20 protein-coding genes and 1 riboswitch are annotated in these 19,877 nt (G+C 69.3%); of the genes, 7 read left to right on the top strand and 13 right to left on the bottom strand.

Annotation, left to right across the window (positions count from 1 at the left end; genetic code table 11):
- Positions 1-27: 27 nt before the first annotated feature.
- The 4 genes from TTY48_RS01490 to TTY48_RS01505 all read right to left on the bottom strand — a co-directional run bounded on the left by TTY48_RS01490 (position 28) and on the right by TTY48_RS01505 (position 4,144).
- Complete coding sequence (locus tag TTY48_RS01490; RefSeq protein ID WP_220655828.1) at positions 28-1,746, bottom strand: acyl-CoA dehydrogenase family protein; 1,719 nt, start codon at positions 1,744-1,746, stop codon at positions 28-30.
- A 43-nt stretch (positions 1,747-1,789) separates the two neighbouring features.
- Entirely contained in the window at positions 1,790-2,836 is a 1,047-nt protein-coding gene (locus TTY48_RS01495; RefSeq protein ID WP_220655829.1) for an NlpC/P60 family protein, read from the bottom strand.
- 75 nt (positions 2,837-2,911) lie between these two features.
- Positions 2,912-3,607, bottom strand: coding sequence for a C40 family peptidase (locus TTY48_RS01500; RefSeq protein ID WP_220655830.1), 696 nt, complete (start codon positions 3,605-3,607; stop codon positions 2,912-2,914).
- 15 nt (positions 3,608-3,622) lie between these two features.
- A riboswitch (cyclic di-AMP (ydaO/yuaA leader) is annotated at positions 3,623-3,786 on the bottom strand.
- A 118-nt stretch (positions 3,787-3,904) separates the two neighbouring features.
- Entirely contained in the window at positions 3,905-4,144 is a 240-nt protein-coding gene (locus tag TTY48_RS01505) for a hypothetical protein (protein WP_220655831.1), read from the bottom strand.
- A 134-nt stretch (positions 4,145-4,278) separates the two neighbouring features.
- Here TTY48_RS01505 and TTY48_RS01510 point away from each other — a divergent pair, with 134 nt between their 5' ends.
- On the top strand, positions 4,279-6,114 hold the full coding sequence (locus TTY48_RS01510) for a DEDD exonuclease domain-containing protein (protein WP_220655832.1): 1,836 nt from the start codon (positions 4,279-4,281) through the stop codon (positions 6,112-6,114).
- Between the two features lie 25 nt (positions 6,115-6,139).
- Positions 6,140-6,415: an Lrp/AsnC family transcriptional regulator gene (locus tag TTY48_RS01515; RefSeq protein WP_220655833.1), complete on the top strand. Its 276-nt coding sequence runs from the start codon at positions 6,140-6,142 to the stop codon at positions 6,413-6,415.
- A 3-nt stretch (positions 6,416-6,418) separates the two neighbouring features.
- Here TTY48_RS01515 and TTY48_RS01520 read toward each other — a convergent pair whose 3' ends face one another.
- The 4 genes from TTY48_RS01520 to TTY48_RS01535 all read right to left on the bottom strand — a co-directional run bounded on the left by TTY48_RS01520 (position 6,419) and on the right by TTY48_RS01535 (position 9,353).
- Positions 6,419-7,270 (bottom strand): CoA ester lyase, encoded by an 852-nt coding sequence (locus TTY48_RS01520; protein WP_220655834.1) that lies wholly within the window; start codon positions 7,268-7,270, stop codon positions 6,419-6,421.
- A 111-nt stretch (positions 7,271-7,381) separates the two neighbouring features.
- On the bottom strand, positions 7,382-7,846 hold the full coding sequence (locus tag TTY48_RS01525; protein WP_220655835.1) for an aminoacyl-tRNA deacylase: 465 nt from the start codon (positions 7,844-7,846) through the stop codon (positions 7,382-7,384).
- On the bottom strand, positions 7,843-8,889 hold the full coding sequence (trpD, locus tag TTY48_RS01530) for an anthranilate phosphoribosyltransferase (protein WP_220655836.1): 1,047 nt from the start codon (positions 8,887-8,889) through the stop codon (positions 7,843-7,845). Before trpD ends, TTY48_RS01525 begins: the two co-directional genes overlap by 4 nt.
- Positions 8,890-8,912: 23 nt before the next feature.
- Positions 8,913-9,353: a hypothetical protein gene (locus TTY48_RS01535; RefSeq protein WP_220655837.1), complete on the bottom strand. Its 441-nt coding sequence runs from the start codon at positions 9,351-9,353 to the stop codon at positions 8,913-8,915.
- 145 nt (positions 9,354-9,498) lie between these two features.
- Between TTY48_RS01535 and TTY48_RS01540 the strand changes: the two genes are divergently transcribed.
- Genes TTY48_RS01540 through TTY48_RS01555 form a run of 4 tightly spaced genes read left to right on the top strand, consistent with a single transcriptional unit; the run spans position 9,499 to position 13,875 of the window.
- Positions 9,499-10,113, top strand: a complete 615-nt coding sequence (locus tag TTY48_RS01540; protein WP_220655838.1) for a heme-copper oxidase subunit III — start codon at positions 9,499-9,501, stop codon at positions 10,111-10,113.
- A gap of 38 nt (positions 10,114-10,151) precedes the next feature.
- Positions 10,152-11,072, top strand: a complete 921-nt coding sequence (locus TTY48_RS01545; RefSeq protein ID WP_220655839.1) for a cytochrome c — start codon at positions 10,152-10,154, stop codon at positions 11,070-11,072.
- On the top strand, positions 11,069-12,250 hold the full coding sequence (locus TTY48_RS01550) for a ubiquinol-cytochrome c reductase iron-sulfur subunit (protein ID WP_255585458.1): 1,182 nt from the start codon (positions 11,069-11,071) through the stop codon (positions 12,248-12,250). The genes TTY48_RS01545 and TTY48_RS01550 overlap by 4 nt, the downstream gene beginning before the upstream one ends.
- Complete coding sequence (locus TTY48_RS01555) at positions 12,250-13,875, top strand: cytochrome bc complex cytochrome b subunit (protein ID WP_220655841.1); 1,626 nt, start codon at positions 12,250-12,252, stop codon at positions 13,873-13,875. Before TTY48_RS01550 ends, TTY48_RS01555 begins: the two co-directional genes overlap by 1 nt.
- A gap of 104 nt (positions 13,876-13,979) precedes the next feature.
- Here TTY48_RS01555 and TTY48_RS01560 read toward each other — a convergent pair whose 3' ends face one another.
- From TTY48_RS01560 to TTY48_RS01570, 3 genes are all read right to left on the bottom strand, one after another.
- The gene (locus tag TTY48_RS01560) at positions 13,980-14,708 is read right to left on the bottom strand and encodes a hypothetical protein (RefSeq protein ID WP_220655842.1); all 729 of its coding nucleotides are present in this window, start codon (positions 14,706-14,708) and stop codon (positions 13,980-13,982) included.
- Positions 14,709-14,812: 104 nt separating this feature from the next.
- Positions 14,813-15,244, bottom strand: a complete 432-nt coding sequence (locus TTY48_RS01565) for a cytochrome c oxidase subunit 4 (RefSeq protein WP_220655843.1) — start codon at positions 15,242-15,244, stop codon at positions 14,813-14,815.
- Between the two features lie 3 nt (positions 15,245-15,247).
- On the bottom strand, positions 15,248-16,348 hold the full coding sequence (locus tag TTY48_RS01570) for a cytochrome c oxidase subunit II (protein ID WP_220655844.1): 1,101 nt from the start codon (positions 16,346-16,348) through the stop codon (positions 15,248-15,250).
- Between the two features lie 232 nt (positions 16,349-16,580).
- Here TTY48_RS01570 and asnB point away from each other — a divergent pair, with 232 nt between their 5' ends.
- A complete protein-coding gene (asnB, locus tag TTY48_RS01575; protein ID WP_220655845.1) occupies positions 16,581-18,545 on the top strand; it encodes an asparagine synthase (glutamine-hydrolyzing) in 1,965 nt (654 codons plus the stop codon).
- On the opposite strand, the gene TTY48_RS01580 is transcribed toward asnB, so the two are convergent.
- Both TTY48_RS01580 and TTY48_RS01585 read right to left on the bottom strand, forming a co-directional pair.
- Positions 18,546-19,217 carry an oxygenase MpaB family protein gene (locus tag TTY48_RS01580; protein ID WP_220655846.1) on the bottom strand — a complete coding sequence of 224 codons (672 nt, stop codon included), beginning with the start codon at positions 19,215-19,217 and terminating at the stop codon, positions 18,546-18,548.
- Positions 19,214-19,870: a hemolysin III family protein gene (locus TTY48_RS01585; RefSeq protein ID WP_220655847.1), complete on the bottom strand. Its 657-nt coding sequence runs from the start codon at positions 19,868-19,870 to the stop codon at positions 19,214-19,216. The genes TTY48_RS01580 and TTY48_RS01585 overlap by 4 nt, the downstream gene beginning before the upstream one ends.
- Between the last annotated feature and the right edge of the window lie 7 nt (positions 19,871-19,877).

The raw sequence follows: 19,877 nt of genomic DNA on the forward strand, positions 1-19,877 counted from the left end.
GGGGCACGCCCCCACGTGCGGGTCGGATCAGGGCCGCATGGCGTAGGCACCGTCGTACGACGCCACCTGCTGCCACACCCGGTCGAAGGACTCCGGATCCACGGCGGGGCGGCGCACGGCGCCCAGCGCCCACTCCTGCTGCGCGGCGGTGGCCGAGGCCTTGCCGTACAGGCCGACGGCGTAGCCCGAGAAGTCGCGGATCAGCACGTCGAAGATGCGGCTGAGGACATCGGCGTCGAGGCCGGTGAGCGCGGCCTGCTCCAACACCAGCTGTCCGTACACCACCAGCGAGAACAGGTGGCCGATGTCGAGGACGAAGTCGAGGTCCTTGCTCTGCTCGCCATCGGGCGCCGCGGTCTGCAGGAAGGTGCGCAGGGCCTGGGCCTGCTCGTAGAAGGTCGCCACGTTGGGGATGTCGAGGCGGGCCTCGTAGGGCTTGGTCCAGTCGGCGAAGCGCACCTTGCCCGCGCCGCCGAGCGGCCCCTGCGCGAAGAAGAAGGCATCGTCGGTGGCATCGCGCCGGGTGCCGATCTCCGGGTACTCGGCGGGGTTCAGGAGGTAGTTCGGCATGAACTTGAGGATCTGGGCCACGTTCACGTGCACGGTGCCCTCGAGCCGGGGCAGCCAGCCGATGAACCGGTTCGCCTGGTGGAAGTAGGTGGTCTTCTCGTATCCCTTGGCGGCGATCACGTCGAGCAGCAGCGTGACCACCTTCTCGCCCTCGGCCGTGACCTTCGACTTGGTGACCGGGTTGAACAGCAGGTAGCGGCGATCGTCGAGGCTGGCGCTGCGGAAGTAGTCCACCGCACGGTCGCTGAACAGCTTCATGGCCACCAGGCGCGCGTAGGCGTCGACGAAGTTGCCGCGCACGTGGCTGAAATCGGTGACCGGGTGGCCGTACAGGATCCGGTTGTTGGAGTGGGTGATCGCCTCGTAGAAGGCGTGCTCGCAGATGCCGATCGACCCGTGGCAGAGGTTGAACTTGCCGATGTTGACGGTGTTGAGCGCCGCGGCGAAGGCCTCGGGTCCGGTGTGCAGCACATCGGCGGCGGTCACCGGGTAATCGACCAGCTCGAAGGTGGAGACGTACATCTGGGCGTGAACCACGTTGTCGATGAGCCGGTAGTTCGGGTGCTGGCTGTCGACGGTGAAGAAGACGTAGGCCTCCGGGCCCTCCATATCGGCGCGGCGCCCGAACACCGAGACCATCCCGGCCACGTTGCCGTTGCCGATGTAGTACTTGGTGCCGGATGCGGTGAAGCCGCCGTCGGCGGTGGGCGTGAGGATCATGTCGGTGTCGTAGACATCAGCGCCGTGCGCGCGCTCCGAGAGCCCGAAGGCCATCACCCCGCCGTCGGTGAGCTGCTGCGCCGCTGTGCGTTTCGCGCCCTCGTTGTCGCTCATCCAGATCGGGCCGAGGCCGAGGATGGTGACCTGCTCGGCGTACCAGTACGACAGGCCGTAGAAACCGAAGATCTCGCTCAGGGCGGCGTTGCGCGCGCCGTCCCAGCGACGGTTCGGATCGCCGTCCGCGTACGCCGCGGGCGTGAGGAAGGTGGCGAACAGCTTCTCCCGCTTCTCGAACTCCAGGAAGTCCGAGACCCACTCCGCGTCGAGATCGGCCTGCAGCAGCCGCTCCTTGCCGTACGACTCGAAGAATTCGACGGTCGCGAGCAGGAGCCGGCGCGTCTCGGGATCGAAGTGCGCGTAGTCGGTGGTGAGCGGGTTCATCAGGAGGCGAGGCATGCCTCACGGTACCGCGCGGACGAACCCGCGCGCCCGGCGTGTTCTAGAAACGCACCGCCGAGTTGAACGGGCCGGCCTTGTCGATCGGCACCACCTGAACGGGAACGCCGAAGGTGGAGGCGTGCACCACTTTCCCATCACCGATGTACATGCCGACGTGGGTGGCACCCGGGTAGTACACGATGATGTCGCCCGGCTGCAGGCTCGACCGCGAGACGGGCTGTCCGCCCGCGAGCTGCGCCTGCGAGGTCCGCGGGAGCGACTTGCCGGCCTGCTTGTAGGCCCAGAGCATCAGGCCGGAGCAGTCGAACTGGCCGGGGCCCGAACCGCCCCACGCGTAGGGCATGCCCACGCGGGTGAGCGCGGCCCGCACCGCGACGGCCTCGGACGCGCCGCCGGGCGGCAGCTTGCCCGGGTCGACGGGAACGTTGGGGCCGATCAGGGCACCGCGCTGGGCGCCGGTGAGCCGGTCGTAGAGGGCCTTGATCCGGGCGATCTCGGACGCCAGCTGCGCCTTCTTCTTGTTCAGATCGTCGCGCTTGCGCTCGGCGTCGGTCTTCGCGGTATCCGCGGACTTCGAGGCATCAGCGGCGCGCTGCTCCGCGGACACGGCCGCGGCCTTGGCCTTCTTGAAGCCGTCGATCGTGTTCAGCACGTCGCGGTTGATGAAGTCCAGCGTGGACATCTGGTCGAGCATCGTCTGCGGCGAATCGCTGACCAGGAGCGCGAAGGTGCGGTTGGTGCGGGCGCCCTTGTAGTTGGCGCGGACGATGGAATCGACCGTGGGCTGCAGCGAATCGCGGCGGGCCTGCACGGCGGCCACCTCGCGCTTGGCCGCGACGAGCGTGGAATCCGCTGCGCGCTTGGCCGCGGTGGCCTTCTCGACGTCCTCCTGCGCGCCCTTAGCGGCCTCGTTGGTGCCGGACGCCTGCTCGGACAGCTTCTCGTACTGCTTGAGCGCCGCATCCGCATCGGTGGGATCGGCACCCGCGCCACCGCCGACGGCGGCACCGAGCAGCAGGAGCAGCGCCGACGACACGGCGACGCCGCGCCGGGACGGGGCGCGGAGGGCGGGCGGAATCGAGGGCACGAGCGAGAGGATCCTTCCAGGGATGCCGCAGGTCACACGGCGAGCAGTTGCGGTTGCAACAGCGCCCAGAATACGTCAGTAGCGACGGACAGCGTATACCGACATCTCGTTGAGCGGGCTGACCTTGACCGGGGTGCCGTAGTTCACCGAATGCACCACTTTACCGGAGCCGATGTACAGCGCGGCGTGGCTGCCGCCGTTGTAGATCACGACGTCACCGGGCTGCAGGTCCGCGACCGGCACCGGTCGACCGCCGCCGAGCTGGCCGTAGCTGTCACGGGGCACGCTCATACCGGCCTGCTTCATCGACCAGTAGACGAGGCCGGAGCAGTCGAAGGAGTTGGGGCCGGCCGAGCCGTAGGAGTAGGGCAGGCCGGTGCGCGACAGCGCGGCCTGCACGACCTTGGCCTTGGCGGCGCCGGGCTGCACGCCCGCGACGGTGGTGACGCCCGGCTTCGGCGCGGTCTCGACACCGGCCACGACGCCCGGGCGGGCGGCGATGTTGTGCGTGCTGGCAACGCCCGGCGCACCGGGGGCGACCTGAGCGGCGGGCTTCGGCGCGGGCTTGGCCTTGGGCGCCACGGCGGGCTTGGCCTTGACGGCGGGGGCCGGTGCGGGCGCGCCGGGGGCGACGGGCGCGGGTGCCGGAGCGGCGAAAGCGGTGGCGGCGGGTACGGCGAGGGTGCCGATGGTCACGGCGCCCGCGGCGAGTGCACCGCGCGCGGCGGTGGCACCCTTGCTGGGCTGCGGCTGAAGACGATGTTTCGCCACGAAGGGGTCTCTCCTATGTTTCTTCCCGACCGCCGACCGAGTTAGCTGACGGGTTCGGGCGAGGAAGATGCCCTACGCGGTGTGCGTCGCACGAGAGCGGCGCACCTCCGGCGATTCACCCCAGATACTGCGTGTGGGTCCCCGGCGGGGCCTTGCGGCCCCTTAGGCGGTGACCTCCGGAGACGAGACGGAATCGTCTCGGAGTCCTCCTAAGGTCTCGGAAAGATTACGAAACGGAAACGCACCTGTCTAGCCGGACGCGCCGATGTGACACGCGACACTCCAGTGTCGCACCACCTAGCCGGCTCGTTTTCCCTGGTCGGAGACCACGCGCAGGTGCGGCAGCATGCCCGCATCGGCGAAATGCGCGATCGCGACATTCAGGTCGGGCTCGGGCGTGACCTCGAGCCCCGCCTCAGGCGCCGGCGCGGCTTCGGGGGCTACCGAGACGACCGGGCCGAGCAGGAAACCCACCGAGCAGTCGCCGCAGGCGCGCGGTTTGGCGGGGCAGGTGGAGCAGTCGATGTGCAGCGCCATGGCGGCGTCCCTTCGTGATCGGGTTCTTCTCGTCGATCCGGAAGGTAGGTCGGGGCACCGACAAGTTTCCGCGGACGGGGGCCCGGGCGGGACGGCGGCCGAAACCTGTCGGTGCCCCGTCCTACGTTCAGCGCATGCAGCTGACCCTCGACGACTGCGATTCCGCGGCCACAGATCCCGATCTCCGGGATGTGACCTTCGTGGTGGTCGACCTGGAGACCACGGGCGGTTCGGCGAAGGGCGGCGACGCGATCACCGAGATCGGGGCGGTGAAGGTGCGCGGCGGGGAGGTGCTCGGTGAGTTCGCCACCCTCGTCGACCCCGGCCGCGGGATCCCGCCGCACATCACGCACCTCACCGGAATCACCACGGCGATGATCACCGATGCCCCCACGATCGCCTCCGTGCTGCCGTCCTTCCTGGAGTTCGCCCACGGCGCCGTGCTGGTGGCCCACAACGCGCGGTTCGACATCGGCTTCCTCAAGGCGGCCGCCGCGGCCACCGGCACACCGTGGCCGACACCGCAGACGCTGTGCACCGTGCAGTTGGCCCGCCGCGTGCTCACGCGGGACGAGGCACCGTCGGTCAAGCTCAGTGAGATGGCCCGGCTGTTCCGTGCCGAGACCACGCCCACGCACCGCGCGCTCGACGATGCCCGCGCCACCGTCGACGTGCTGCACGGGCTCATCGGCCGTGTGGGGAACCTCGGCATCCGCACGCTCGGCGAACTGCGCGGCCACCTCCCCTCGGTCACGCCGCAGCAGCGTGCCAAACGCGGCCTGGCGGATCCGCTCCCGGAACGGCCCGGCGTCTACCTGTTCCGCGGTCCCGGAGACGAGGTGCTCTACGTGGGCACGTCGGGGAACCTGCGGCGGCGGGTGCGCAGCTACTTCACCTCGGGTGAGACCCGAGGCCGGATCAAGGAGATGGTGGGGCTCGCGGAGCGGGTCGACCATGTCGAGTGCGCGCACGCGCTGGAGGCCGCGGCGCGCGAGCTACGGCTGATCGCGGCCCACACTCCGCCGTACAACCGGCGCTCGAAGTACCCGAAGCGGGGATGGTGGATCTGCCTCACCACCGAGCCCTTCCCGCGGCTGGCGGTCAAGCGCTCCGCGCCGGCCGGATCGGCGTGCCTCGGCCCCGTCCGCGCGCGGGGCGATGCGGCCGATCTGGCCGATCTCATCGCGGAGGCGTGCGGCCTGCGCACCTGCACCACTCGGCTGCGGCCGGGCGGCGTCCACGCGTGCGCGCTCGGGCCGGACGGTGCGCGTCCCCTCGGCGGCTGCCACGCCTCGGCGGCGCAACCGGAGCCGGCCACGGCGTACCGTCCGCGGGCCGAGCGCGCGGCGGCGATGCTCACCGGGCGATCGTCCGAGGTCTTCGACGCCCTGGAGTCCCGCCTGGCGTCGCTGGCCGAGCGCGAGTTCTTCGAATCGGCGGCGCGGTTGCGGGACCGGACCGCGCAGCTCGTGGACCTCACCGTGCGCTCGCACGCCCTCGCCGCCTTCGCCGAGGTCCCCGAACTGTCGGTGGCGCACCCGGACGGCAGCGGCGGCTGGGAACTGTCGATCGTGCGGCACGGGCGGCTCGCGGCCGCGGGGGTCGCGCCGCGCGGGGTGCCGCCGATGCCGGTCTTCGACCGGCTGCGCGCCGGCGCCGAGACCGTCTACGAGGCGCCGGCCGAACCGGAGGGCCCGCCGGGACTGTTCGTGCCCGAGACCCTCTTCCCCGCGGATGCCCTGCACGGCGCCAGCCCCGAGGAGGCGGCGCTGCTACGCCGGTGGGCCCTGCGCCCGGGCACCCGCGTGGTGGATGTGCAGGGCACCTGGGGCGAGCCGCTGCACGGCGCCGGCCGGTGGCGCGAGTGGGCCGACCGGGCCGGTACCGCCGGGCGCGACGCCCGGGCGGCGGCATCGGAACCGCAGCGGCGGGGCAGGCAATACAGTGAGGGGACCACGCACGCCGCGTGAGCCCCGGCGACGAAAGGCAGCCGCAGTGATCACCGCGATCGTCCTCATCAACGCGAACGTGCATCGCATCCCCGAGACCGCGCAGGCCGTGGCGAACATCGACGGTGTCTCCGAGGTGTACTCGTGCGCGGGCGATATCGACCTGATCGCGAAGGTCCGTGTGCGCGAGCACGATCAGATCGCGGAGGTGGTCACCGAGAAGATCAACCGGATCGACGGTGTGGTGAGCACGTCCACGCACATCGCCTTCCGCGAGTACGCCAATTCCGATGTGGACGCGGGCTTCGACATCGGGAACTGACCGTCAGTAGCCGCTGTGGCTGACCTCGGCGGCGTCGACCTCGATCCCGAAGTCCTGGGCCTGCTGGACGATCTTCTGCGCGCGGGCCAGGCGCGGCAGGTCGGAGCCGTCGGTGATCTTGCCGCCGGATTTCTCGAAGGCGGCGATGAAGCCGTGTGCCCAGGCGATCTCCGACTCGCTCGGGCTGAGGCCGCTGTTGATGACACCGGCGTGCTCCGGCGTGAGGCACAGCTTCCCCGACATGCCCATCTCCTTCGCCAGGGCGGTCCCCGTGGGCAGGTGCGCGATGTTGAGGGTCGGACCGTCGATCGGCGCGGGCAGGCGCGCTGCGCGCGAGGCGATGACCAGTTGCGATCGCGCGTACGCGAGTGCGATCGGGTCCTCGCCGACGGCGGTGTCGCGCTTGAAATCGCCGGTGCCGAAGGCGATTCGGAAGGTCGACGGCGCGGCGGCGATCCGCGCGACGTTCTGCATCCCGCGGGCCGTCTCGACCAGCGCGAGGATCGGCGTACCGTCGGGCAGCCGGTCCGCGGTGTCGTCGAGATGGCTCGATCCCTCGGACTTCGCGAGCATCACGCCCTCGAGCCCGGCGCACTGCTTGAGCGCGGCGCAATCGGCGCTCCAGTACTCGCTCGCCGCATCGTTGATGCGCACCCACGCGCGGTGGCCGGTGCTCAGCCATTCCACAGTGTCCGCCCGAGCCTGTTCCTTGTCGTTCGCGGCGACCGCGTCCTCGAGGTCGATGATCACGGCGTCGGCCTCGCTGGCCTGCGCGACGGCGAAGGACTCGGGGTGGGAGGCGGGCACGAGCAGCCAGGAGCGGGCGATCTGCGGCGATACTTTGCGGGCGGTCACGCAGCGGAGTCTAGGGACGCCGCACGCGGCTCACGGGCGATCGGACCTTGTGTTCATAGTTTCCACTTCTGCTCGTTGTGCTCACCGCGGCCGAGCCGATCCGGAGCGGTGTCAGTCGGAGATGTCGGCCACCGTGGCGCCGTAGGCGGCCACCAGATCTGCGGGATCCAGGAGCGCGCTGTAGCCGTGCTCCCCCGCGCCGAGCGCCACCGTCGGGCCCACGATCCGCTCGTCGACGAACACCGGCCACTCCCCGGTGGCACCGACGGGGGTGATCGTGCCGCGCTCGTAGCCCGTGGCGGCCAGCGCCTCATCGGCGGGAGGCATGGCGAGCCGGTTCACCCCGACCACGGCGCGCAGCTTCGGCCACGCGATCGAACGGTCGCCGGGGACCAGCGCGAACAGGTAGTCGCCCTCGCCGCGACGCACCACGAGCGACTTCACCAGCCGGGACGGCGGCAGTTCCATGAGGGCGGCGGCCTCGTCGAGCGAGCGGGCGGCGGGCCGGGCCCGCACCGTGACCGCGAGGCCGCGCGCCGCAGCGTCCGCCCGCATGCGGTCCAGACCCGCGGTCATGCCCGCGCGATCTCCTGCGAGAGGGCCACCCACTTGTCGAGCAGCTCGGCCGCAGCACCGGAGTCGACGGCCTCGGCGACCCGCGGCAGATGGCTCGCGATCGAGTCCTGCACCGTCTCCCCCGCGACGAGCCCCTCGTAGGCGGCCACCGCGCCGGCGGCGTTGAGCAGCACCGCATCGCGCACGGGGCCGGTCTTGCCGCCCAGGAAGTCCCGCGCGATCGCGGCGTTCACCGTGGCATCGCCGCCGCGCAGCTCGTCCAGGGTCACCCGCGGCAGACCGAGCGCGGTGGGGTCCACGGACTCGACGCCCACCCCGCCCTCCTGGACCCGCCACACCGTGGAGGTCGACGTGGTGGTCAGCTCGTCGAGGCCGTCGTCGCCGCGCACCACGATCACGTGGTCCTCGCCGCCGCGGTCGGCGAAGGCCTGGGCCACCACGGGCGCGAGATCGGCGAAGGCGCAGCCGATCAGGCCCGACGAGGGACGTCCCGGGTTGGTGAGCGGGCCCAGCACGTTGAACACCGTGGGAATCCCGATCTCCTTGCGGGTGGCGCCGGCGAACCGCAGGCCGGAGTGGAAGACCGAGGCGAGGCAGAAGCCGATGCCGAGCTCGGAGACGGTGCGCGCCACCCCGTCGGCGTCGAGCGCGATCGCCACGCCCAGCGCCTCCAGGCAGTCGGCCCCGCCCGACTTCGACGACGCGGCGCGATTGCCGTGCTTGAGCACGGGCACACCGGCCGCGGCCACCACGATGGAGGTCATCGTCGAGATGTTCACCGAGTGGCTGCGGTCGCCGCCGGTGCCCACCACGTCCACGGCGCGCCCCGCGAAGGGCACGGGGGTGGTGAGCGAGAGCATCACGTCGGCCAGCGCCCGCACCTCGACGGGCGACGGGCCCTTCATCTTGATCGCGACGCCGAAGGCGGAGATCTGCGACGGGGTGGCACCGTCGCTCATGATCTCGGACATCGCCCACCGCGCCTGCTCCGCGCTGAGATCGCGGTGGGAGGTGAGCTCGGTGAGAACCGTCGGCCAATCCATGCCGATCAGCGTAATCGGCTCGATCAAGCCGGTATCTGGAGCACCTGCCAGTGGAGCGCCTGCCCGCCGTGCCGGGCGCACACGCCCGCCATCCGCGACCGCTCCTGCGAGACGTGCAGCGCGTCCACTTTCTGCACCCGCGCCACCGCGACCAGCTCGCACCCCGGACCGTGGCCGAGCACCCCGGAATCGGGCACCCGCACGTAGTTGTCCTGGCCCACGAGCCGCAGCACCTCGTCGACCTGTCCGGCGGGCAGTTCGAGGAGGTGGCGCAGCACGCTCTGGGCCTGCGGATCGAAGGCCTCGGCGGCGTCCAGAACAGCCGACGAGGCCACGGTGTCGTCGGCCGATCCGGCCACGGGAACCAAACCGGGGTCGTCGGGCGTTATCTCTTCAGTGGGACGGCGCAAGAGGCGCCGCAGGCGTGGTTGATGCTCCGGTCGGCCGTTCAGGTCGTAGGGCATCGGTGCTCCATCTCGCGGCGTTCACGGCGCTGACGTGGCACTTCGTTGCGGGGTGCGGAAGGCCTCCGGCCTGCCCGCGATATTCGACGCGCCCAATCTGCGACCCGGGTAGGCATTCGATACTACGACCGGTCATACTTGCGAGGTGACTAGCGCCGCACCCACCTCAGCTACAGCCATCACCCAGCGCGTGCACTCACTCAACCGGCCCAACATGGTCAGCGTCGGGACCATCGTCTGGCTGTCGAGCGAGCTCATGTTCTTCGCCGGGCTCTTCGCCATGTACTTCGTGGCCCGAGCCGGCGCCGGTGAGAACGGCTGGCCGCCCGCCGACACCAACGTGAGCCTGATGGCGGCCCTCCCGCCGACCATCGTGCTGATCCTGTCGTCGGTCACCTGCCAGCTGGGTGTCTTCGCCGCCGAGCGCGGTGACGTCTTCAAGTTCCGCATCTGGTACTTCGTGTCGTTCCTGATGGGCTTCGCCTTCATCCTCGGCCAGCTGAACGAGTACAAGACGCTGATCAGCGAGGGCCTCACGCTCAGCTCCTCGGTGTACGGCTCGGTCTTCTACATGGCCACGGGCTTCCACGGCCTGCACGTGATGGGCGGCTTGGTGGCGTTCATCTTCATCCTGGCCCGTAGCCGCGCTTCCAAGTTCACGCCCGCCCAGGCGACCTCGGCGATCGTCGTCAGCTACTACTGGCACTTCGTCGACGTGGTGTGGATCGGCCTCTTCGCCGTCATCTACATCATTCGCTAAGACTTTCTTCTCACGTCGCCATCACAGAGGGATAGCAGATGAGTTCAGCCAACTTTGAGCCAACCCGCGAGGGAGGCGAGCCCGACGGTGCCGGGCAAGCCCCCGTCGCGCAGGCGCGCAAGGCCCGCAAGCAGCGCAAGCTCCGCCGCAAGCTCGCCAGTGCCGCGCTGCTGATCGGCGGCCTGCTGGCCGCCGGCGGTATCGCCACCGTCGCCACTCCCACCCCGCAGGTCGCGGTCGCCGAGGGCGGCGACGCGGCCCAGATCGAAGCGGGCAAGGAGCTCTACAAGACCTCGTGCATCAGCTGCCACGGCGCTGCGCTCGAGGGCGTCAAGGACCGCGGTCCGTCCCTCGTGGGTGTGGGTGACTCGGCCGTGTACTTCCAGGTGCACTCGGGCCGCATGCCGGCCACCGTCAACTCGGCCCAGATCGTGCGTAAGCCGGCCAAGTTCGACACCAAGCAGATCGACGCCATGGGCGCCTACATCCAGTCCATCGGCGGCGGACCGTCGATCGTCTGGGAGTACAACCCGGACGGCTCGATCAAGCGCGATGAGAACGGCAACCGCGTCATGGCGATGGAGTCGCTGCGCGGTACGAACCTCGGCGCCGGCGCCGAGCTGTTCCGCCTGAACTGCGCGTCCTGCCACAACTTCACCGGCCGGGGCGGCGCCCTGTCCGGCGGTAAGTTCGCCCCGGTCCTCGACCCGGCGAACGAGCAGGAGATCTACGCCGCGATGCTCACCGGCCCGCAGAACATGCCCAAGTTCTCGGACCGCCAGCTGTCGCAGGAAGAGAAGAAGAACATCATCGGCTTCATCAAGAACGCCAAGGAGACGCAGTCCCCCGGCGGTTCGGGCCTCGGCGGTTTCGGTACCGCTTCCGAGGGCATGGTGATGTGGTTCACCGGGATGATCGCCGTCGTCGGCGCCGCGATGTGGGTTGGGAGCAGGAATTGACCGCCAAGCCGTTGAACAACGTCCCGTCGGACGACGAACTGGACAACCTCTCGCACGACGAGCTGGTGAAACTCGGTACCAACCTCGACGGTGTCGAGCTGGTCTACCGCGAGCCCCGCTGGCCCGAGCCCGGCACCCGCGCCGAGAAGCGCGCCGAGCGCACCGTCGCCCTGTGGTTCTTCCTCGCCGGAGTCTTCGCCCTCGCCTTCCTGGGCGTCTTCCTGTTCTGGCCGTGGGAGTACCAGGGCGTCCATGACGAGCGCTACTGGTGGTACACGCTGTACACCCCCGCGCTCGGCGTGACCGCCGGCCTCTCCCTGCTGTCCGTCTTCGTGGGCGCCGTGCTGTTCACGAAGAAGTTCATCCCCGAGGAGATCGCGGTCCAGCAGCGGCACGACGCCGGCGGCTCGGCCAAGGTCGACAAGCTGACCACCGGCGCCCTGTTCAAGGACGCGCTGGACACCTCCACGCTCCCCCGCCGCAAGATGATCCTGGCCTCGGCCGGGTTCGGCGTGGGCGTGCTGGGCCTCGCGGCCGCTGCGGGCTTCCTGGGTGGCCTGATCAAGAACCCGTGGGCCAAGCGCGACGCGTCGCCGCTGTGGCACACCGGCTGGTCGCCCTACTGGGACTCGTACAAGAACGACTTCAGCAGCGACCTGAACGACGAGACCGTGTTCCTGCGCAACGACGTCGGCGATCCGTACAAGGTGAAGCTGGTCCGTCCGGAGGACATGGACGCCGGCGGCATGATGACGGTGTTCCCGTGGCGCGTCTCGGACGGCTTCGGCGAGACCGAGGAGTCGCGCAAGAAGCTGCTGCACGGCCTCAAGGGCATCCGTAACCCCGTCATGCTGATCCGCCTGCGCCCCGACGACGGCGCCCGCGCCATCAAGCGGAAGGGCCAGGAGAGCTTCAACTACGGCGATTACTGGGCCTACACCAAGGTGTGCAGCCACTTCGGTTGCCCCACCTCGCTGTACGAGCAGCAGACCAACCGCATCCTCTGCCCGTGCCACCAGTCGCAGTTCAACGCGCTCGAGTACGGCAAGCCGGTCTTCGGCCCCGCCGCCCGCGCGCTGGCACAGCTGCCGATCTCGGTCAATGAGCAGGGTTACATGGTCGCCAACGGCGACTTCATCGAGCAGGTCGGACCGGCCTTCTGGGAGGCGACGCACTGATGACGACGATCGGAGATCGTGTCGCGCAGCAGGCCGAAGAGGTCGATTCGCGATACCACCTGGCTGCCGGTATCCGGCGCCAGATCAACAAGGTCTTCCCCACGCACTGGTCGTTCATGCTGGGTGAGATCGCGCTGTACAGCTTCGTGATCCTGCTGCTGTCGGGCGTGTACCTCACCCTGTTCTTCGACCCGTCGCTCGCGGAGGTCCACTACAGCGGCGCCTACGAGCCGCTCAACGGCGTGACCATGTCGCGCGCCTTCGCCACCACCCTGGACATCTCGTTCGAGGTGCGCGGCGGCCTGTTCGTCCGCCAGATCCACCACTGGGCGGCCCTGATGTTCGCGGCGTCGATCATCATCCACATGGCGCGCATCTTCTTCACGGGCGCCTTCCGCCGCCCGCGTGAGGCCAACTGGCTGATCGGCTGCGCGCTGCTGGCCATCGCGATGTTCGAGGGCTTCTTCGGCTACTCGATCCCGGACGATCTGCTCTCGGGCACCGGCGTTCGCGCCGCCATGTCGGGCATCGTGGTCGGCCTGCCGATCATCGGTACCTGGATGCACTGGCTGATCTTCGGCGGTGACTTCCCCGGCGACATCTTCATCAGCCGCCTGTACGTGGCGCACGTGCTGCTGTTCCCCGGCATCATCCTGGCGCTCATCGCGGGTCACCTCGCACTGGTCTGGTACCAGAAGCACACGCAGTTCGCCGGCCCCGGCCGCACCGAGGAGAACGTGGTGGGTGTGCGCATCCTCCCCGTGTTCGCGGTGAAGACGGGTGCGTACTTCGCGGCCACCTTCGGCATCATCGCCGTGATGGCGGGCATCTTCACGATCAACCCGGTGTGGAACCTCGGCCCGTACGATCCGGCCAAGGTGTCCGCGGGTGTGCAGCCCGATATCTACCTGATGTGGACGGACGGCATGGCCCGTCTGTGGCCCGCGTGGGAGCTGTACTTCTGGGGCCACACGGTTCCGGGTGCCGCCTTCGTGGCCGCGATCATCGGCGTGATCTTCGGCCTCATGTTCGCCTACCCGTGGATCGAGAAGAAGTTCACCGGCGACGATGCGCATCACAACATCCTGCAGCGTCCGCGTGACGTGCCGGTGCGTACCGCGATCGGTGCCATGGCGCTGTCCTTCTACATCGTGCTCACGCTGTCCTGTGTGAACGACGTCATCGCGTACAAGTTCCACATCTCGCTGAACGCGATGACCTGGATCGGCCGCATCGGCCTGGTCATCCTGCCGCCGGTCGCGTACTGGCTGACCTACCGCTTCTGCATCGGTCTGCAGCGTGCCGACCGCGCGGTGCTGGAGCACGGCATCGAGACCGGCATCATCGTGCGTCGCCCGAACGGTGAGTTCATCGAGCTGCACCAGCCGCTCGGACCGGTCGACGATCACGGCCACGCGGTTCCGCTCCCCTACGAGGGTGCGGTCGTGCCGACCAAGGCCAACCAGCTCGGTGCCGCCGGCCAGCCGGGAACGGGTTCGTTCCTGCGCCCCGACCCGGCCGACGAGCAGCAGGCCAACGCCGAGCGCGATCACGCGAACGAGATGAAGGCGCTCGAGGCCCTGAAGAAGGTTCAGGACAACGGCGGCAAGCTCGACGTCGAGTAACCCCGCGTCACCCGCACGACCACTGCGGCCCCTCCCCTACCCCGGGGAGGGGCCGCAGTCGTATCACTGGACCGCAGTCGTATCACTGCGGTCGACGCGTTGATTCAGGCCAGGCGACGGCGCAGCAAGTAGCTGCTCTGCCCTACGGGAGCGCCGGGCTCGCCGAGGCAGATCTCGTGCCAGGCACCGTCGACGGCGGTGAGGCCGCGCTCGCGCAGCTGCACGTCGAAGGCCTTCGCGGTGGGCGTCAGCGCGGCGGACCAGCGGCCGTCCACCCGGGTCTGCAGGTACGAGGCCGCCGCGAGGTCCACGCAGCGCACCCGACTGAGCTGCTTGAGGCCCTTGGACACCTCCAGTTGCTCCAGCACGTCCCCCACCTCGGCATCGTCGATCCAGGCGGGCCGGCGCAGCAGCAGCGTCCACTGCGCATCGTCGGTGGTGTGGGCGGTGGTGTCGCCGCGGAGCCGCTCCAGGGGCGGCACGCTGAAGTCGCTGCGCACCGCATCATCGGCGCCGGGGGTGCCGCGGCGGGCGAGGGCCTTGTTGCGCACCTTCACGCCGTAGGCGGCGGCGTACAGCGCCTCTGCGGCCACGCGGTAGTCCTCCGAGGTGCGGGGGCTGCCCGAGGTGGTGACGGCGAGATACGAGCGCTCAGGCGCCACCACCACTCCCACGTGGCCGACGCCGTCGAAGGGCTCCCCGCCGTACGCCTCGGCCTCGGTGGCCGCGAAGTCGAGCTTCGGCGGCGGTGGGGTGGCCACGGTGCGGCCCCTGCCCCGCAACTCGTCATCCGTGAGCTTGCGGACGGACAGCGAGGACTTGGCCGACGTCATGGCTTGCATGCAACCAGAGGCCGGCGACGCCGAGGTGAACGCAGCCGAACGAGCGGCGCCCGCCCCGATGAACTCGGGGCGGGCGCCGGACGGTGGATCTGTTCTTAGTGCTTCTCGGGACCCTTGTGGTACTCGAAGACGAGGCCCCAGGCCGCGGCCACCACGAGGAAGCCGCCGAAGGCCCACAGCCAGTACAGCTGGAGGGCGACGGAGATGCCCACGACGGCCACCGACGCCGACAGCAGGATCGGCCACCACGAGTGGGGGCTGAAGAAGCCGAGCTCGCCGGCACCGTCGGACACCTCGGCGTCCTCGTAGTCCTCCGGGCGGGTGTCGACGCGGTTGGCGACGAACCGGAAGTAGGTGCCGGTGATCAGGGTCAGGCCGCCGGTGAGGAACATGCCGGTGGTGCCGACCCACTCGACGCCGCCGCCGTCATGGCCGGTGCCCCAGATGTAGGTGACCACGGTGTAGAGGATGCCCACGGCGAAGAAGAACACGGTGAGCCACTCGAAGAGTTTCGCTTCGACCTTCATGGGTCAGTTCGCTCCTTCTACCGTCGACGCGGTACGGCCGGTGCGGCGGGTATCGAACGGCGCGGTGCTGGTGGAGACCGGCGACTCGCCGATCGACTCCAGCGCGGAGGCGTTGTCCTTGCCGCCCTGGCGGGCCTTGATGTACTGCGTGAACTTCTCCGGCGACACGGCGCGGATCTCGAAGTTCATCATCGAGTGGTAGTCGCCGCACATCTCGGCGCAGCGGCCGACGAAGTCGCCGTCACGCTCGATCTCGGTGATCTGGAACCGGTTCTGCGAGTGGTTCTCCTTGGGGTTCGGCATCACGTCGCGCTTGAACGCGAACTGCGGAACGTAGAAGGAGTGCACCACGTCGGCCGAGGCGAGCACGAACTCGATGCGCGCGCCGGTGGGCAGGACCAGGACGGGGATCTCGGCGGACGAGCCCTGCACCTCGACGGTGCTGAACTTCAGGTAGTCGCGGATCTCCTGGAATCGGCCGTGGTTGGGGCCGCGCTCCGGCTGATGCTCGATCTCACCGGTCTCGGCCTTCTCCTTGGCGGCCTCCTCGTTGAGCTTCTTGAGGTCGGGCTGCTGGCCGTACGGGTTGGGACGCTCCAGCTTGATCGGCGTGCCGCCGTCCTTGCCGTTCTCGGTGATCTCCCGGTACGCGAAGCGCCAGTTCCACTGGAACGCGGTCACGTCGACGGTGACGGCCGGGTTGTCCTCGAGCTTCTCGACCTTGGTCTGCACGATCACGGTGAAGTAGAAGAGCACCGCGATGATGAGGAACGGGACGGCGGTGTACAGCAGCTCCAGGGGAACGTTGTACGCGGTCTGCCGCGGGAAGTCGGGCGAGTCGGCCTTCTTACGGTGGAAGGTGATCGTCCAGAACGTGAGGGCCCACACGAGCACGCCCATCGCGAGAGCGGCCACCACGGACCAGCTCCACAGATTCGTCATCTCACGGGCCTCGGGGGTGACACCCTCGGGCCAACCGAAACGCATCACCTCGTCGGCGGAACAGCCCGACATAGCGAACATGCCGACGACCAGTCCGGCGGCCACGACCAGGCGCTTACGCCAGGACGCGGGCCCACCGTGGGCGTTACTTCCGGGTGCCAATGTCGCGCCTTCCTGCTGAAACACGGTCAGTGCTGCGGGGCTCGTTCCGGCCGTGCGATTTCCCAGCGGGAACTCAGGGCCGGGGCTGCACGTTCCCCTTGTACTACGCAGCGTAGACCAACGAGGCCCCGTGCACGCTCCGGGGTCACGAAATGGCGAGTCGTGCCGTGCCGCACACCGTCGGCCTGCGGCGTTGATGCGCGCGCCCACGGTTCCGGCATACTGAATCCTCGTGTGTGGCCTCCTGGGATTCCTGTCCGCCGACCAGCGCGCGGGCGACGTCGTCGACGCGGTGACCGCGGCCGGCCGGTGCATGCGGCACCGCGGCCCGGACGAGTTCGGCGGCGCGTGGCACGACGACGATCTGGCCCTGTCGTTCAACCGGCTCGCCTTCATCGACATCGAGCACGCGCATCAGCCGCTGCGGTGGGGTCCGCCCGAGAATCCGGAGCGGTACGCGCTCACCTTCAACGGCGAGATCTACAACTACCTCGAGCTGCGCACCCAGCTGGTCGAGGAGTTCGGCGCGCAGTTCCGCACCGAGGGCGACGGCGAGTCGATCGTCGCGGGCTTCCACTACTGGGGCATCGACGGTGTGCTGTCGCGGCTGCGCGGCATGTTCGCCTTCGCGATCTGGGACACCGAGCAGCGCGAGCTGACGCTGGCCCGCGATCCGTTCGGCATCAAGCCGCTGTACGTGGCCACGGGCTCGAAGGGCACCGTCTTCTCCAGTGAGAAGAAGTCGGTGCTCGAACTCGCCGACGAGGCGGGCCTGCAGCCCGGACTCGACCCGCGGGCCGTGCAGCACTACACCGTGCTGCAGTACGTCCCCGAGCCCGAGTCCCTCCATCTCGGCATCCGCCGGCTGGAATCGGGCTGCTACGCCACCGTGGTGCCGGGCGGCTCGGTGGAGGGCGTGCGGTACTTCGAGCCGAAGTTCCCGGTGAAGCAGGTCTCGGGCGGGCTGGAGTCCGCCGAGGCGAAGGCGGTGTACCGCGATATCGCCGACGCGCTCCGCGATTCGGTGAAGATGCACATGCGCGCCGATGTGACCGTGGGCTCGTTCCTCTCCGGCGGCATCGATTCGACGGCCGTCGCGGCGCTGGCGATCCAGCACAACCCCGATCTGATCACGATCACCACCGGTTTCGAGCGGGACGGCTACAGCGAGATCGACGTGGCCGCCGAATCGGCCGAGGCGATCGGCGCGCGGCACGTGGTGAAGGTGGTCTCCCCCGAGGAGTTCCGCGACGCGATCCCGGCGATCGTCTGGTACCTCGACGATCCGGTGGCCGATCCGTCGTTGGTGCCGCTGTACTACCTGGCCCGCGAGGCCCGCAAGCACGTCAAGGTGGTGCTCTCCGGCGAGGGCGCCGACGAGCTGTTCGGCGGCTACACCATCTACAAGGAGCCGCTGTCGCTGGCGCCCTTCGACAAGCTGCCCGCGTGGGCGCGGCGCACCGCCGGGAAGATCGGCGACCGGATGCCCGAGGGGCAGCGCGGCAAGAGCCTGCTGCAGCGCGGCTCGCTGGCGCTGGAGGACCGGTACTACGGCAATGCGCGCTCGTTCAACGACGCGCAGCTGGACTACGTGCTCCGCGACTTCCGCCCGGAGTGGACGCACACCGATGTGACGGCTCCCATCTACGCGAAGACCCGGGGCTGGGGCCCGGTCGAGCGGATGCAGCACCTGGACCAGTTCACCTGGCTGCGCGGCGACATCCTGGTCAAGGCCGACAAGATGACGATGGCCAACTCGCTAGAGCTGCGCGTGCCCTTCCTGGACAAGGAGGTCTTCCGGGTGGCGGAGACGCTGCCGGCGGATCTCAAGCTGGCCGGCGGCACGTCGAAGTACGCGCTGCGCCGTGCGCTGGAGGAGATCATCCCGCCGCACGTGCTGCACCGGAAGAAGCTGGGATTCCCGGTGCCGCTGCGGCATTGGCTGGCCGGTCCGGAGCTGTACGACTGGGCCCGGACCACCATCGAGGATTCGCAGACCGATGAGTGGATCGACCGCCGGGCAGTACTGGCGATGCTCGACGAGCACAGGGCCAAGGCGCCCGAGGGCTGGCCGGGCGGCACGGATCATTCGCGACGGATCTGGACCGTGCTGATGTTCATGGTCTGGCACGGCATCTTCGTCGAGAACCGCATCCACCCCGCGATCGAGGAGCCGGACTACCCCGTGCGTCTGTAGTCAGGCCACCCTGCGCTGCGCAGCGGCGAAGGCGTCGAAGGCGAGCCGGTCGACGGTGCTCAGAGGCACGTCGAGCAGTTCGCGGGCACGCTCGTGCTGGATGCCGCGGGCGGCGAAGCCGGGGATGGTGCCGAACGCCCAGCGCGGCGGGTTCAGCGCCTGCGGCCCCAGGACCCGGCCTTCGGGAGTGAGCCGCAGTCCGGCGCAGGCATCGGCGAAGTACTCGGTGAACTCGTGCCAGGTGGTGGGCATGGGGCGCGTCGAGATGCCGTACACGCGGTACCAGTCGCAGCATTCGCGGTACAGCTGTTCGTGTTCGGCGGCGGTGAGCGGTCCGGCGTAGGTCTCGATGCCGGCCACGACTGCGTCCACGTAGGTGGCGTGCTGGAAGTGGAAGAGCTCGGGGGTGAGCGCGTGGTACCGCTCCCCCGTCGAGTCGACGCCTTTCACGTGTTCGTGCGCGAATCGGATGATCCAGTCGGACTTCTCGCCCCGGTAGGCCATCCGGACCAGCGGTCCCACGGTGCGCTGCTTGTGGCCCCACAGGCTCGATGAGACGTGCTCGGTGAAGGCCGCCGCGATCGACGGATGCAGCACCTGCAGCGCGACGGCGCGCGGCAGGGCGAGCCGGAACCGCCGGGAATCGAGGTGGCGCAGCAGGATCGAACTCATCGAAGCAAGGCTATCCACATCGCGGCGTAGTGGCAGAGGGCGGCGATCACCGTGGCGGCATGAAAGAACTCGTGATGCCCGAAGACGCCGGGCCACGGGTTCGGCCACCGGGTCGCGTAGAGCACGGCGCCGCCGCTGTAGAGCACGCCGCCGATCGCGAGCAGGATCGAGGCGACCCACCCGGCACCGTCGATCAGGTCACCCGCGACCGCCACGACGACCCAGCCGAGAGCGATGTACAGCGGCACCCCCACCCAGCGCGGGGCGTGCGGCCACAGCAGTTTCAGGGCGACGCCCGCGAGCGCTCCACCCCAGACCACGGCGAGCACCCACCGGGCCACCGACGCGGGGAAGGTGAGCACCGCAATGGGCGTGTAGCTCCCGGCGATGAACAGGAAGATCATGCAGTGGTCGGCACGCTTCATCCAGATGCGTTGCGCATCGGTCCAGCGGCCGCGGTGGTAGGCGGCGCTCACGCCGAACACCCCGAACACGGTGACGGCGTAGACGAGCAGGGCGAGGCCCGCCGCCGTGGACTGCCGGAAGCCGGCGATCACGAGTGGGACGCCGAGGGCGATGGCCCCGAGCGCGCCGAACTGATGGATCACGCCGCGCAGCCGCGGCTTGATCTCGGGTACGCCGATGACCGCCATAAAACCT

This window comes from Tsukamurella sp. TY48 (genome assembly GCF_019656655.1).
Classification (GTDB): domain Bacteria; phylum Actinomycetota; class Actinomycetes; order Mycobacteriales; family Mycobacteriaceae; genus Tsukamurella; species Tsukamurella strandjordii.